Source organism: Sphingomonas faeni (assembly GCF_030817315.1).
Classification (GTDB): domain Bacteria; phylum Pseudomonadota; class Alphaproteobacteria; order Sphingomonadales; family Sphingomonadaceae; genus Sphingomonas; species Sphingomonas faeni_C.
The window spans coordinates 2,710,310-2,723,258 of sequence record NZ_JAUSZF010000001.1 but is presented as its reverse complement, the minus strand read 5'-3'; the positions used below and the strand labels follow the sequence as shown (position 1 = coordinate 2,723,258).

Here is a 12,949-nt window from a genome sequence, read left to right as displayed (position 1 = left end):
GTCGGCGCCAAGTGCTGCTCTGCCTAAAAAGAAAAACGCCCCGGGTTTCCCCGAGGCGTTCTCTTTCTTGGCTGGCCCGACACGGGAATGAATCCCGTGTCGTCGGACGCGGCGTTGCCGCGCCGGCCGGTCGGATGCGTACGGCTCGGCCGCACCGGCGCGTAGCTGGCGCTACGCTGCCTCGCACCCTAATCGATCTTCGGCAACGTCTCGAACTGGTGGTACGGCGGCGGCGAGGAGATCGTCCACTCCAGCGTCGTCGCGCCGTCGCCCCAGGGGTTGTCGCCCGCCGGCTTGCCCGCGACCATCGACCAGATCAGGTTGACGAAGAACACCACCATGCCCGCGGCCATGATCATGTAGCCGACCGAGGCGACGGTGTTCCAATGCTCGTACTGCGGCGTGTAGTCCGGAATACGGCGCGGCATGCCCTGGAGGCCCAGGAAGTGCATCGGGAAGAACATCACGTTCACGCCGACGAAGAACACCCAGAAGTGCAGTTGGCCGAGGAACTCGTTGTACATCTTGCCCGACATCTTCGGGAACCAATAGTAGAAGCCGGCAAACAGCGAGAACACCGCACCTAGTGACAGAACGTAGTGGAAATGCGCCACCACGTAATAGGTGTCCTGCATGTAATCGTCGATGCCGCCGTTCGCTAGCACCACGCCGGTCACGCCGCCGACCGTGAACATGAAGATGAAGCCGATCGACCACACCATCGGCGTCTTGAAGGTGAGCGAACCGCCCCACATCGTCGCGATCCACGAGAAGATCTTGATGCCGGTCGGCACCGCGATGACCATCGTCGCGGCGGTGAAGTACATCTTGGTGTTCACGCTGAGGCCGGTGGTGAACATGTGGTGCGCCCACACGACGAACCCGACGACGCCGATCGCGACCATCGCATACGCCATGCCGAGATAGCCGAAGACCGGCTTGCGGCTGAACGTCGAGATGATCTGGCTGACGATGCCGAAGCCCGGCAGGATCATGATGTAAACTTCGGGATGGCCGAAGAACCAGAACAGATGCTGATACAGGACGGGGTCGCCGCCGCCGGCCGGATCGAAGAAGGTCGTGCCAAAGTTGCGATCGGTCAGCAGCATCGTGATCGCGGCCGCGAGCACCGGCAGCGCCAGCAGCAGCAGGAACGCGGTGACGAGCATCGACCACACGAACAGCGGCATCTTGTGCAGCGTCATGCCCGGCGCACGCATGTTGAAGATCGTCGTGATGAAGTTGATCGCGCCGAGGATCGACGATGCGCCGGCAAGATGCAGCGCGAGGATCGCCATGTCGGTCGACGGCCCGGGCTCTCCATAGGTCGAGAGCGGGGCGTAGAGCGTCCAGCCGTTACCTGCGCCACCGAAGAACGGCGAGGCGAGCAGCAGCGTGAAGGCGGGGATCAGCAGCCAGAACGACACGTTGTTCATGCGCGGGAACGCCATGTCGGGCGCGCCGATCATGATCGGCACGAACCAGTTGCCGAAGCCACCGACCATGGCGGGCATGACCATGAAGAACACCATGATCAGGCCGTGTGCGGTGATCAGCACGTTCCAGAGATGGAGCGATTCGTCGAGGCTGGCGCTGCCGCCGTGGAGCATCGACGCCCAGCCCTGCAGATACTGGATGCCGGGGTGCGCGAGCTCGGCGCGCATGAGCCCCGATACCGAGCCGCCGATGATCCCCGCGACGATCGCGAAGATCAGGTACAGCGTGCCGATGTCCTTGTGGTTGGTCGACATGAACCAACGCGCGAAGAAGCCCGGTTTGTGATCGGTATCGTGGTGATGGTCGTGCGCTTCGTGGCTTACGAACGCCGACGGATTGAGAGCGGTGTCGGTCATCTTACAGTCCCGCGTTGCCGGCGCCGGCCGGGTTTGAGGTGGCGCCCTGCGTGGTCGCGGGGGCTGCGGTGGTCACGTTCTCGACCGGGCCGGTGGCGTTTGCGGTTTCCGCGGCCTCCTCGACCTTCGCCGCGGAGCCGTCGGCGCCGGGCTGCGGGATGACCTTGTCGGACGCCTTGCCGGGGGTCGGCATCGTGCCGCCCTTGGCGCGGACCCATGCTGCGAACTGGGCCGGTGGAACTGCCTCGACCGCGATCGGCATATAGCCGTGACGCGCGCCGCAAAGTTCCGAGCACTGGCCGAAATACAGGCCGGGCTTGTCGATCGTGAAGCTCGTCTCGTTCAACCGGCCCGGGATCGCGTCGAGCTTGATCCAGAATGCGGGGACGGCCCAGCTGTGGATCACGTCGTTCGCCGTCGTGATCAGGCGGATCGGCACGCCGACCGGAAGCACGATGCGGTTGTCGGTGGCGAGCAATGGAGGGCCGTCGGCATCGGTACGTGCGCGTTCGCCGGCAGCGATGTCGCCCTTTTCCTTCAGCATGTTGGCGGTGATCTCGAAGCCGCCATTGTCCGGATACTGGTACGTCCAGTACCATTGGTTGCCGATCGCCTTGAGCGTCACGGCGCCCGAAGGGGCGGGCTTGAACTGCGCCTGTAGCAGCCCGATCGACGGCACCGCGATCAGCACCAGGATCACGACCGGGAGCAGCGTCCACAGGATCTCGATGACGGTGTTGTGCGACGTCTTCGACGGCACCGGATTGGCGGCGCGGCGATAACGGAACGATACCCAGAACAGCAGCGCTAACACGAACAGACAGATGATCGTGATCGTCGGCACCAGGATCGAATTGTGCATCCAGTGCGCGAAGACGCCGTTCTTCGTCACCTGCGGCTGCAGGCCGTAGAGTCCGTCGGTCGGTTGGCCGATCATCGGCTGGGCCGTCATCGCCGGCGCACCGTCCATCGCGAGCTCGGGGCTGGACGGGTTGGCGGTCGGAGTAGCCGCAGACGTGGTCGGCGCGGTGTTCGACACGCCCGCAGGGCCTGCCGCTGCTTGCGGAGCGGGCGCCGCAGTCGCCGTAGGCTGGGCCGCATGCCCGGCGACACCACCGAGACTCGCCAGTGCGAGCCCCGCTGCCATCGCAAATCCTCTCATCCCCATCTTGCGCATCGTTGTTCTTGACCCCGGTTTATAGCGAACCCGATATCACGGACGCGCGGATGTCTGCTTATGATTTGGGTAGAGCTATACCCAGCGGGGGGGCTTGCCTCAAGCCTTGTCTGGCGTGGGCGGGAATGAGCCTGGTTCCCGTCACCCTCACGTTCGTCAGGGGAGCGGGTCGGGATGACGTGTGATGCCCGGAGCGCCGGTTCTCGTTGCGCGGCCATTCCCGCGCTCGTATCAGCGCGAGCAGACCATTTGGAGCGATGACCCGCGATGACCGAAGACGACGTGCTCGCCGAATTCCGCGCTGCCGAAGCGTTGCTCGAAGGGCATTTCATTTTGTCCTCCGGCCTGCGCAGTTCGCGCTATCTGCAATGCGCGCGGGTGTTGATGGACCCGGCGCGAGGCGCGCGTCTGGCCAAGGCGCTGGTCGCGATGATTCCCGACGAGATCTGCGGGCAGATCGGTGCGGTCGTGTCGCCGGCGATGGGCGGTGTGATCGCGGGACATGAGATGGCGCGCGCGCTCGGCGTCGAGGCGATGTTCCTGGAGCGACCCGATGGCGTGTTCGAACTGCGCCGCGGATTCCGGCTCGCAGCCGGCCAGCGCGTACTGATGATGGAGGATGTCGTCACCACCGGCCTGTCGTCGCGCGAGGCGATCGCGGCGATCGGGCGCGCGGGCGGCGTGACCGTCGCGGCGGCCGCCTTGGTCGATCGCTCGAACGGGGCGGCGGATCTGGGCGTGCCGTTCTTCCCGCTGATCCGGCTCGACGTGCCGACCTATTCGGCGGACGCTCTGCCACCCGAACTAGCCGCAATCCCGGCGATCAAGCCCGGCAGCAGGGCGGCCGCATGAGCCCCCCCGGCAACGATCACCTTCGACTTGGAGTGAACATCGACCACGTCGCGACCGTGCGAAACGCGCGGGGGGCGGGGTACCCCGATCCGGTGCGCGCGGCGCTGGTCGCGGCGGCGGCAGGGGCGGACGGGATCACCGCGCATCTGCGCGAGGATCGCCGGCACATCACCGACGACGACATCGCGCGGCTGTCGGCCGAATTAACGATCCCGCTAAACCTGGAGATGGCGGCGACCGACGAGATGCTCGGCATCGCGCTGCGCCACAAGCCGCATGCCGCGTGCATCGTACCGGAAAAGCGCGAGGAGCTGACCACCGAGGGCGGCCTCGACGTGGCCGGGCATTACGACCGGATGGCGCGGCTGGTCGATGCGCTGGCGGGGGCGGGCATCCGCGTGTCGCTGTTCATCGAACCGGATGCGCGGCAGATCGAGGCGGCGATGCGTCTCAAGGTGCCGGTGATAGAACTGCACACCGGCTTGTACGCCGAGCTGTCGGGCGAGGCGCGGACGGTGGAGCTGCGGCGGCTGACTGACGCTGCGGCGCTGGCGGCGAAGAACGGTATCGAGGTGCATGCGGGGCACGGCCTGACCTACTGCAACGTTGCCCCGATCGCCGCTATCCGTCAGGTTCGGGAGCTGAACATCGGGCATTTCTTGGTCGGGGAGGCACTGTTCGTCGGGCTCGGCGAGGCGGTTCGACTGATGCGTGAGGCTATGGATGCGGCGCGGTAGGGAGGAAGGTTTGTTCACGCGGAGACGCGGAGACGCGGAGGAGAAGGGGGCTTCGGTCCGAGCGGCTAGCGCTGACCCTCTCACTTCTTCTTTGCCGCTCCTGCGGCCCTCATACTCTCCGCGTCTCCGCGTCTCCGCGCGAACAGAATCTTTTGTCTTCCGACTCCAGGCCGTGTCGTGATCATCGGGCTCGGGTCCGACCTGTGTAATATCGAGCGGATCGCCGCGTCGGTCGAGCGGTTCGGGGACCGGTTCGAGCAGCGGGTGTTTACCGATGTCGAGCGGGCGAAGGCTGCGCGGCGGCCGTTCACCAAAGCCGGCACGCTAGCGAAGCGGTTTGCCGCCAAGGAAGCGTTTTCGAAGGCGGTCGGCACCGGGTTTCGCGCGGGCGTGTTCATGCGGGACATCGGCGTGGTCAACGCACGCAGTGGCGCGCCGACGCTGGCGCTGACCGGGGGCGCCAAAGCGAGGCTTGACGCGTTGACCCCCGAAGGCCACGCCGCGCGCGTGCATTTGACGATGACGGATGATCATCCGTGGGCGCAGGCCTTCGTGATCATCGAAGCTATACCTCTGATATCCCCGGACACGAGCCTGGATATGAATCGATGAAGGACGCGGCGTTGGACGGCAACGAGTTCCAGGAAAAGCCCCTCGCGCAGGCCCCCCTCGCGCAGACCACCGCGGTCGATCCCGCGCCTTCGGCCACCACCAACCCCGAAACGACACGCCGCCGCGGCACCGACTGGTGGGGCGAGGTGAAGGGGATCTTCTGGCTGATCCTGGTCGTGCTCGGCTTCCACAGCTTCATCGCCAAACCCTTCTATATCCCCAGCGAATCGATGCTGCCGGGCCTCCGCATCGGCGACAGGCTGGTGGTGACCAAGTTCGCCTATGGCTGGTCGTTCGTCTCGCCGACGATCCCGAACCCGGTCGCGATCTTCAAGGGCGTTGTGCTGCGCCAGCAGGAAGACAGCTGGAGCGTGTCGCTGCCGTTCATACACGGCCGTCTGTTCGGCTCGCTGCCGACGCGCGGCGACGTGGTGATCGTGACGCCGCCGGGCACGCATAACGACTATATTAAGCGCGTCATCGGCCTACCCGGCGACAGACTGGCAGTGCGCGGCGGGATCGTGTTCCTCAACGGCGTCGCGGTGAAGCGGGGCGCTTTGCACGACACACTGATCCCGGTCGACACCAACAGCCCGTGCAGCGAGATCGACTATCCCGGCGCGCGCGAAACGCTGCCCGACGGTCGCGCAATGTGCCGCCTGCCGACCTATACCGAGACGCTGCCCAATGGTCGCCGCTACGAGACGATCGATCTCGAATCGGATAGCCAGGGCGACAATTTCGCGGAGATAACGATCCCCGCCGACCATGTCTTCCTGATGGGCGACAACCGCGATCGCTCCGCCGACAGCCGGTTCGCCCTCAGCCAGCTCGGGCTGGGTGGTGCGGTGCCGTACGAGAATCTCGGCGGCCGCGCAGAGTTCATCACCTTCAGCCTCGACGGCGACGCAACGTTCAATCCGCTGACCTGGTGGAGTTCGCTGCGCTCGGACCGCGCCGGCACGTCGCTTCATCCCGCCAAGGCCAGCTGAGGTGGCCGACGACAAAGCCGTCACCGAACTCAGCCCGGTCGAGATGCGCGATCCGTTCCTGCGCAAGGAATTGAAGCGTGCGGTCATCTGGCTCGGGCTCGCCTGTCTGATCGCGCTGCTGATCGTGCTGGTCCAGCCGTTGCTGATCATCTTTGCCGGCGTCGTGTTCGCGGCTTTGCTCGATGGCGGCGTGCGGCTGCTCGGGCGGGTGCTGCCGATCGGGCGCGGCTGGCGGCTGCTGATTGTCGTGTTGCTGACGTTCGCGTTCCTGGTCGGAACCTTCGTCCTGACCGGCGTGCAAGTGACCGAACAGGTGACCCAGCTGCGCTCGACGCTGGAATCGCAGGCCAATCGCTTCACCGGCTATCTGACTTCGCAAGGGCTCATGCCGGGCGCGTCGGACGTCAACGGAATCGTCAAGCAGGCGCTGGGCTCGGTCGGTCGGGTGACGTCGTGGGTCGGCACCGCGATCGGCGCGCTGACCAGCATGTTCATGATTCTGATCCTCGGGCTGTTCATCGCGATGGATCCGGGGACCTATTCGCGCGGGCTCCAGTGGATGGTGCCGATCGACCTGCGGCCCGAGTTCGCCAAGACGCTGGTCAAGATGGGCGACACGTTGCGCAAGCTGCTGGCTGGCCGCCTGCTCGGCATGGCGGTCGAGGGTGTCGCGACGGGTATCGCGCTGACGATTGGTGGCGTTCCGATGGCGATGCTACTCGGCATCATCGCGGGCATCCTGGCGTTCATCCCCAACGTCGGCGCGATCGTGACCGGCGTGCTGATGGTCGCAGTCGGGTTCAGCGCGGGCGTCGATACCGGCTATTGGGCGATCGGCACGTACCTCGTGGTGCAGACGATCGACGGATACGTGATCGTGCCGATGGTCGCCAAGCGCACGGTCGACCTGCCGCCGGCGCTGACGCTGGGTGCGCAGATCCTGGCGAGCGCGCTGTTCGGGATATTGGGGCTGGCGCTAGCCGACCCGATGACCGCGATGCTGAAGACCGCGCTGGAGCGGCGGTCTGAGCGGGAAGAGGAAAAGGCTGAGGCGAGTGGTGAGGCTACGGCCTGATCCAGTTTAGCGTACCCGCTTTCAACTGATGCGGATTCAACCCCACTCCCCGTCATCCCCGCGGACGCGGGGACCCATACTGGCAAACCCCTGAGGATATGCGTCCCCGCGTCCGCGGGGATGACGGAAGGTGGGGGCCCCGAACGTTATTGAGGCGGGGAACGAAGTAGAGGCGCTACCGCCTTACCAACTGGTCGAAGAGCGCAAGGTAGCGCTCCGCCGAGTCCGCACCCGGCTGCGGGACCGGCTCCGGCCGCTGCCCAGTCGGCGCTAGCCACGCGTTCAGCGCTTCGACCAACGCCTCGGCATCGTCTCTCGCGATGACCGTGCCGCGGTCAGGCCGGTCTACAATCTCCGCGACCGCCGCGCTCGAATCGGTCGAGACCACCGGCGTCCCGACCGACAGCGCCTCGCGCAACACCCCCGGCACCCCTTCGTAATCGGAGGTCAGCGCCAGCACGGTCGCGCGGGCCATCGCCGGGAGGGGATCGCCGCTATGGCCGAGCAGGAGGACGCGACCCTCCAAACCCAGTGCCCGGATCTGAGCCTCGATCGCGTCCCGCTCACTCCCTTCGCCAAGGATCACCAGCGGTACCGTCCGGTCCGCCAACAGCGGCAGCGCGGCGATCAGCCGGTCCCAGCGCTTCTGCGGTTCGAGCCGACCGACGCCGAGAATGAAACGCGCGGGCAGATCGGGCAGTGCGCCCGCAATCGGCAACGCCGGCGGGTTCGGGATGACGCTTGTCCGCCCGACCATCCGCGTCGCCCGCGCAGCCTCCTCCGCAGTGGCCGGAGTCATCGCCACCAAGTGATCGAGAAAACTCCTGTGCCGCGCCAGCCAAAGCTGATGCGCAGCGTGCATCGCCCAGCCATGATCGCCGCGCGCAGGCGCGTTGGACATCTTGGCGACGATCGGCGGACAGGTCTTCCCAAGCTGCAGCCGGGTCCAGGCCGCAATCCCGGTATAGAAATTACCCGGGCAGAAGATCACATCCGGCGAAAAACGCCGAACCACCCCCGGCAACGCCAGCAACCGCGACGGCGCGACGATCTCCAGCCCAGCCGGCAGTTCCGCCGCCAGCGGCCCAGAAATATCCTCGATCGCCAGCGTCACGCGCCGCCCCGCCGCCAACCAGCCGCGCGCGAGGCGCAGTTGTGCGCGTTCGACCCCGCCGCCGCGCAAATCCCTGGCATAGGTCAGGATGTGCCGCGCGGTCGGTGGTTCGCTCAGGAGTGACATATGGGGGTCATCATGATGCGCGATGGATAAAGCGGAGATCGGGACCGATTGAAACCGACTTTGCGTGCATGCACGATGGCGGGCGGCTATCAGGCCGCGCGACGGTGGGCAGCAGGGGGCGGCGGGCAACGGGCGTCAGGATGGCTTGAGGACAATGGTTTGAGGACCGGCGAGTGAACTTCCGTACGAAAACTGCCGACCGCGACGGCTATGCGGATATCGCGCGCGTCGGGCTCGAGCCGCTGAAGACGCTTGGCAGCCGCTGGCCCGCGATCATCGGTGCGGTGCTGACTTTGGCCATGATCGTCGGGCTGGGGCGCGAGTTGCTCGGGCACGGCCTCGTCGGACTTACGCGATCGGTACCGCAGGACCCGCGCTTCTACCTGTGTTTCGGCTTGCTCTACATGTCGCCGCCGACCGGGGATTACGTCATCTTCCGGCGGCTATGGGGCATCCCCCTCGGCGGCCTCGTCGCGCTGATCAAGAAGCGGATCGCGAACGAAGTCGTGTTCGGCTACTCGGGCGACGCGTATTTTTACGCCTGGGCGCGGGCGAAGGCGCGGATGGTGGCGTCGCCGTTCGGTGCGGTGAAGGACGTGTCGATCCTGTCGGCGATCGCGGGCAATGCGGTCACGCTGCTGCTGGTGGCGATCGCGTTGCCGCTCGGCCGGCATCTGTTGACGCACGATCAGTTCCGCACGGTGCTGGCGTCGGCCGGCGTGACGCTGGCGATCTCGTTGCCGTTCCTGATCTTCTCGCGACGGGTATTCTCCCTGCCGCGTGCGAAACTGTGGTGGGTATTCGGGATCCACTGCATACGGCTGCTGTGTGGATCGGTGCTGATCGCGTTCGCGTGGCATTTCGCGCTGCCGGGCGTGCCAGTTGGCATGTGGCTGTTCCTGGCCGCCGGGCGCCTGCTGGTATCGCGCCTGCCGCTGGTGCCGAACAAGGACCTGCTGTTCGCCAACGCCGCGATTCTGTTGATCGGGCAGGATCAGGCGCTGTCGGAACTGATCGCGTTCACCGCCGCGCTGACGCTGCTGGTGCACGTCGCGCTGATCATCCTGTTCGGCATCCATGCCGGGCTCACCCGGTTGCGCGCGTGATCCGCGCCTGTGTCGCGCTGGTCGCGATCGCTGCGCTTGCGGGACCGGCCGGCGCGCAGGTGCTCGGCAGCGACGCCGCGGCGTGCCGACCGGGAGGGGGGCCGGCGATTGCGGTCGAAATCACCGGATTGAAGGATCGCACGGGCGAGTTGAAACTCGAACTCTATCCCGGCGAGGAAGCAGATTTCCTGAAGGACGACCACGTCCTGATCGCGGCGGGCAAGACGTTCCGGCGGGTGGTGGTGTCGACGCCGCCGAGCGGCGCGCCGATGCTGTGCATCAGGGTGCCGCGACCGGGCCGCTACGCGCTGTTGCTGACGCATAATCGCGACGGCAAGAACAAGTTCAGTTTCTGGACCGATGGCGCCGGGTTCGCGAGCAACGTGAAGCTCGGACGATCGCGCCCCAAGGTCGAACAGGCGCTGGTCGAGGTCGGTGCCGGCGTGACCACGGTGCGGATCACCGTGCAGTATCTGCGCGGGCTCGGCGGGTTCGGGCCTGTCACGCCGTGAGGGCTCGCCTGTGAGGATCGTCGACGTCAACGAGTTCTACTCGCCGACCGGCGGCGGCGTGCGAACCTATGTCGACCGCAAGATGGGCATCATGGCGGACATGGGCCATGAACTGATCGTCGTCGCGCCCGGCAGACAGGACCGCGTCGAGGAACGGCCGGGCGGCGGGCGAATCATCTACCTCAAGTCGCCGGGCATGCCGTTCGATCGCAACTACGGGCTGTTCTGGGACGAGGGCGCGATCCACCGCGTGCTCGACGATCTCGATCCCGACGTGGTCGAATGCTGCTCGCCGTGGCGGCCGGCGTGGTTCGTCGGCGACTGGCAGGGCCGCGCGGTGAAGGCGTTCTTTATGCACAACGACAACATCGCGGCGTACGCACAGCGCTGGTTCGCGGGCGTCGCGAGCCATGACCAGATCGAGCGCGGCTTCGCCTGGTACAGTCGGTACATGAACCGCTTCCTCGAGAAATACGACGTCGTCGTCACCAATGGTCCGGCGCTGGAGAAGCGGTTGCGCGCGCGTGGCGTCCGCATCGATGCCGCAATGCCGTTGGGGATCGAGCGCGGACATTTCTCGCCCGACCTGCGCGACACGCGGTTGCGCGCGGCGTTGCTGCGGCAGTGCGGATTGCCCGAGGACGGGATGCTGCTGCTCGGGCTCGGCCGGCATCACGGTGAGAAGCGTTGGCCGCTAGTGGTCGATGCGGTGGCGCGGGCGGGGGCGACTTTGCCGGTCGGGCTGGTCCTGATCGGCGCGGGTGCGCAGACCAAGGCGATCCAGCGGCGGATCGGCGGCTCGCCGCATATCCGGATGTTCGCGCCGGTGTATGACCGGGAGCGGCTCGCGCGGATCATGGCGAGCTGCGACGCGCTGATCCACGGGTCGGAGGCGGAGCCGTTCGGGCTGGTCGCATCGGAGGCGATGGCGTCGGGCCTGCCGCTGATCGTGCCGGATACGGGCGGGTGCGCCGAAGTCGCGGACCGCCATGCGAGCGAACTTTACGCGGCGCGCGATGCGGAGAGTGCGGCGGCGGCGATCGGGCGGTTGTTCGCGCGCGATCCGGCGATGCTTCGGCGTGCCGCGGCGGTGGCGGCGCGGCATGTGCGCAGCGACCGCGAGCATGCGGTCGAGCTCATGGACTATTATGCGGGACTGGTTGCGGCGAAGCAGGGGCGCGAGCTGGCGGCCTAAAGGCTGTGAAGCGCGTGCCGGGGATCGGGATCGCGTCGTACCCGGCGTCGCGCGCGGCGCTGGCGAGTGCGTGGTCGAGGCTGGCGTCGCCGCTGGTCGCTGGGCCTTCGCCGCCGGTGAGAATCGTCGATCCGTCGAGCTTTATGCGCGCTCTGGAGATCAAGTGAAGTGCGCGTTCCTGAGACGCGTCGAGCAGCGTTGTGCTGCGGAAATAGAACGGGCCGGTGGCGAAGGCGGGGTCAGGCAGGCGATTGGCCGCGGGTAGGACTTGCGGAGATAGCGTGGTGATCGGGCCTTCGAGTCCACGTCGGTCGAGCGTGCGGCCGACCGCTCGGCCTTCGCGCTGGGCCTGGGTCAGCGAGAGGCCGTCCGAATCCGCCAGGGCCGCGACCGAGGGGGCGAGGCCGGCGATGGCGAATGTCGCGAACGCGATCCGCCATGCACGGCTCGGGGGCGGGATCATCGAGAGGCGGACGAACAACGCGGGCAGGGCCGGGAGGAGATATTGCCGCCACGTCGGGAACGGCAGCAGTGCGGCGATCAAGCCGGCGAGGATTAGCCAATCGAGCAGTCCGACCGTGCGGCGTCGCCAGGCGTCGCGCGCGACCAGCGCGAGCGCGGGGAGGGCTGCGCCGAGCGCGAGGAACTTGAGCGTATCGATCGCCTTGGCGGGCAGCGACGTCTTCCACGGGCGGAGTGCGTAATATTCGGCGGGGGCGCGTGCCGGGAAGGTGAAAGTGCCGAACACGAACCCGGCCGGGCTCGTGGCGTAACTCCACGCAACGAAGGCGATCACCGGGACTGTGCCGAGCAGGATCGCGGCAGGGCGGTGGCGGCGATCGACCAGCGCGTAGACGCCGTAGGCCAGCGCGGGGAACGCGTAGGAGATCTTCGCGGCGGCGGCGCTGGCGAGGAGGAGGCCGGCGAGTGCGGCGGTTTTGTGCGTGATGGCGGGGCGGACGATCAGGGGGAGTGCGGCCGCCAGAAGCGCGGCGGGAAGCGCGTCGTTACGCGCGGTGCCGATGCTGAAGAGAAGGATGTCGCAGGTCGCGAACAGGGCTGCGCAGGCAAGTGCGGCTTTGGGTTTGGCGCCGAGGGTTCGGGCGGCGGTGTGGATGCAGGCTATCGTCACGACGCCGAGCAGCGCGTTGAGGATGCGGAGCGCTGGCCAGGTCCAGGGGCCGGCTAGGGCTGCGACGGGTGCGAAGAGGTAGGGCTGGAGCGGGGTCTGGAGGTACGCGAAGTCCCGGTAGGGGAGGAGGCCGTGGGCGGTGAGCGCGGCGGCGGCGACGTATTGGCTCTCGTCGTGGTCTACCGGGCGAAGGAGCGCGAGGGTGATGAAGAGGATTGCCAGCGCTGCCAGCATCAGAAGTATGTTCACCCGCGAAGGCGGGTGCCCAGACTGGGCACCCGCCTTCGCGGGTGAACAAGGTAGGGGAGGGAAGCGCTCCATTACTCAGCCCCACCCCGGCGGAGGCCGGGGCCCAGGTGGGGGACGGTGATGATTAGCGATCGCGCTGCGTTACCACGACCTTTCCAACTGGGCCCCGGCCTCCGCCGGGGTGGCGGCGAGAACCGGGGTGGCGGCGTGCGCGGCA

12 protein-coding genes are annotated in these 12,949 nt (G+C 66.9%); 8 read left to right on the top strand and 4 right to left on the bottom strand.

Annotation, left to right across the window (positions count from 1 at the left end; translation table 11 throughout):
- Positions 1 to 188 precede the first annotated feature (188 nt).
- Positions 189 to 1,853, bottom strand: a complete 1,665-nt coding sequence (gene ctaD / locus QFZ54_RS12625; protein ID WP_307087569.1) for a cytochrome c oxidase subunit I — start codon at positions 1,851 to 1,853, stop codon at positions 189 to 191.
- 1 nt (position 1,854) lies between these two features.
- Complete coding sequence (gene coxB, locus QFZ54_RS12620) at positions 1,855 to 3,000, bottom strand: cytochrome c oxidase subunit II (RefSeq protein WP_307087567.1); 1,146 nt, start codon at positions 2,998 to 3,000, stop codon at positions 1,855 to 1,857.
- A gap of 297 nt (positions 3,001 to 3,297) precedes the next feature.
- Between coxB and pyrE the strand changes: the two genes are divergently transcribed.
- The 5 genes from pyrE (at position 3,298) to QFZ54_RS12595 (ending at position 7,298) form a co-directional block, all read left to right on the top strand.
- Complete coding sequence (gene pyrE / locus QFZ54_RS12615) at positions 3,298 to 3,882, top strand: orotate phosphoribosyltransferase (RefSeq protein ID WP_307087565.1); 585 nt, start codon at positions 3,298 to 3,300, stop codon at positions 3,880 to 3,882.
- Positions 3,879 to 4,619 (top strand): pyridoxine 5'-phosphate synthase, encoded by a 741-nt coding sequence (locus QFZ54_RS12610; RefSeq protein WP_307087564.1) that lies wholly within the window; start codon positions 3,879 to 3,881, stop codon positions 4,617 to 4,619. The genes pyrE and QFZ54_RS12610 overlap by 4 nt, the downstream gene beginning before the upstream one ends.
- Before the next feature lie 177 nt (positions 4,620 to 4,796).
- Positions 4,797 to 5,231: a holo-ACP synthase gene (acpS, locus tag QFZ54_RS12605; protein ID WP_307087562.1), complete on the top strand. Its 435-nt coding sequence runs from the start codon at positions 4,797 to 4,799 to the stop codon at positions 5,229 to 5,231.
- On the top strand, positions 5,228 to 6,223 hold the full coding sequence (lepB, locus tag QFZ54_RS12600) for a signal peptidase I (RefSeq protein WP_307087560.1): 996 nt from the start codon (positions 5,228 to 5,230) through the stop codon (positions 6,221 to 6,223). Before acpS ends, lepB begins: the two co-directional genes overlap by 4 nt.
- A 43-nt stretch (positions 6,224 to 6,266) precedes the next feature.
- Entirely contained in the window at positions 6,267 to 7,298 is a 1,032-nt protein-coding gene (locus tag QFZ54_RS12595; protein WP_307089436.1) for an AI-2E family transporter, read from the top strand.
- 175 nt (positions 7,299 to 7,473) lie between these two features.
- Here the strand turns inward: QFZ54_RS12595 and QFZ54_RS12590 are convergent, their stop codons facing one another.
- A complete protein-coding gene (locus QFZ54_RS12590) occupies positions 7,474 to 8,538 on the bottom strand; it encodes a glycosyltransferase (protein WP_307087558.1) in 1,065 nt (354 codons plus the stop codon).
- A gap of 173 nt (positions 8,539 to 8,711) precedes the next feature.
- Here QFZ54_RS12590 and QFZ54_RS12585 point away from each other — a divergent pair, with 173 nt between their 5' ends.
- The 3 genes from QFZ54_RS12585 to QFZ54_RS12575 are packed head-to-tail and all read left to right on the top strand — an operon-like array spanning position 8,712 to position 11,351.
- Positions 8,712 to 9,644, top strand: a complete 933-nt coding sequence (locus QFZ54_RS12585) for a hypothetical protein (RefSeq protein WP_307087556.1) — start codon at positions 8,712 to 8,714, stop codon at positions 9,642 to 9,644.
- On the top strand, positions 9,641 to 10,156 hold the full coding sequence (locus QFZ54_RS12580) for a DUF2141 domain-containing protein (protein WP_307087554.1): 516 nt from the start codon (positions 9,641 to 9,643) through the stop codon (positions 10,154 to 10,156). Before QFZ54_RS12585 ends, QFZ54_RS12580 begins: the two co-directional genes overlap by 4 nt.
- 10 nt (positions 10,157 to 10,166) lie before the next feature.
- The gene (locus tag QFZ54_RS12575) at positions 10,167 to 11,351 is read left to right on the top strand and encodes a glycosyltransferase (RefSeq protein WP_307087552.1); all 1,185 of its coding nucleotides are present in this window, start codon (positions 10,167 to 10,169) and stop codon (positions 11,349 to 11,351) included.
- Here QFZ54_RS12575 and QFZ54_RS12570 read toward each other — a convergent pair.
- A complete protein-coding gene (locus QFZ54_RS12570; protein WP_307087550.1) occupies positions 11,293 to 12,732 on the bottom strand; it encodes a DUF2029 domain-containing protein in 1,440 nt (479 codons plus the stop codon). The two genes, QFZ54_RS12575 and QFZ54_RS12570, sit on opposite strands and share 59 nt — an antisense overlap.
- Positions 12,733 to 12,949: the final 217 nt, after the last annotated feature.

Coding starts and splice junctions, on each gene's coding strand:
- ctaD (WP_307087569.1), bottom strand. CDS start 1,853: ATGACCGACACCGCTCTCAATCCGTCGGCGTTCGTAAGCCACGAAGCG.
- coxB (WP_307087567.1), bottom strand. CDS start 3,000: ATGGCAGCGGGGCTCGCACTGGCGAGTCTCGGTGGTGTCGCCGGGCAT.
- pyrE (WP_307087565.1), top strand. CDS start 3,298: ATGACCGAAGACGACGTGCTCGCCGAATTCCGCGCTGCCGAAGCGTTG.
- QFZ54_RS12610 (WP_307087564.1), top strand. CDS start 3,879: ATGAGCCCCCCCGGCAACGATCACCTTCGACTTGGAGTGAACATCGAC.
- lepB (WP_307087560.1), top strand. CDS start 5,228: ATGAAGGACGCGGCGTTGGACGGCAACGAGTTCCAGGAAAAGCCCCTC.
- QFZ54_RS12595 (WP_307089436.1), top strand. CDS start 6,267: ATGCGCGATCCGTTCCTGCGCAAGGAATTGAAGCGTGCGGTCATCTGG.
- QFZ54_RS12590 (WP_307087558.1), bottom strand. CDS start 8,538: ATGTCACTCCTGAGCGAACCACCGACCGCGCGGCACATCCTGACCTAT.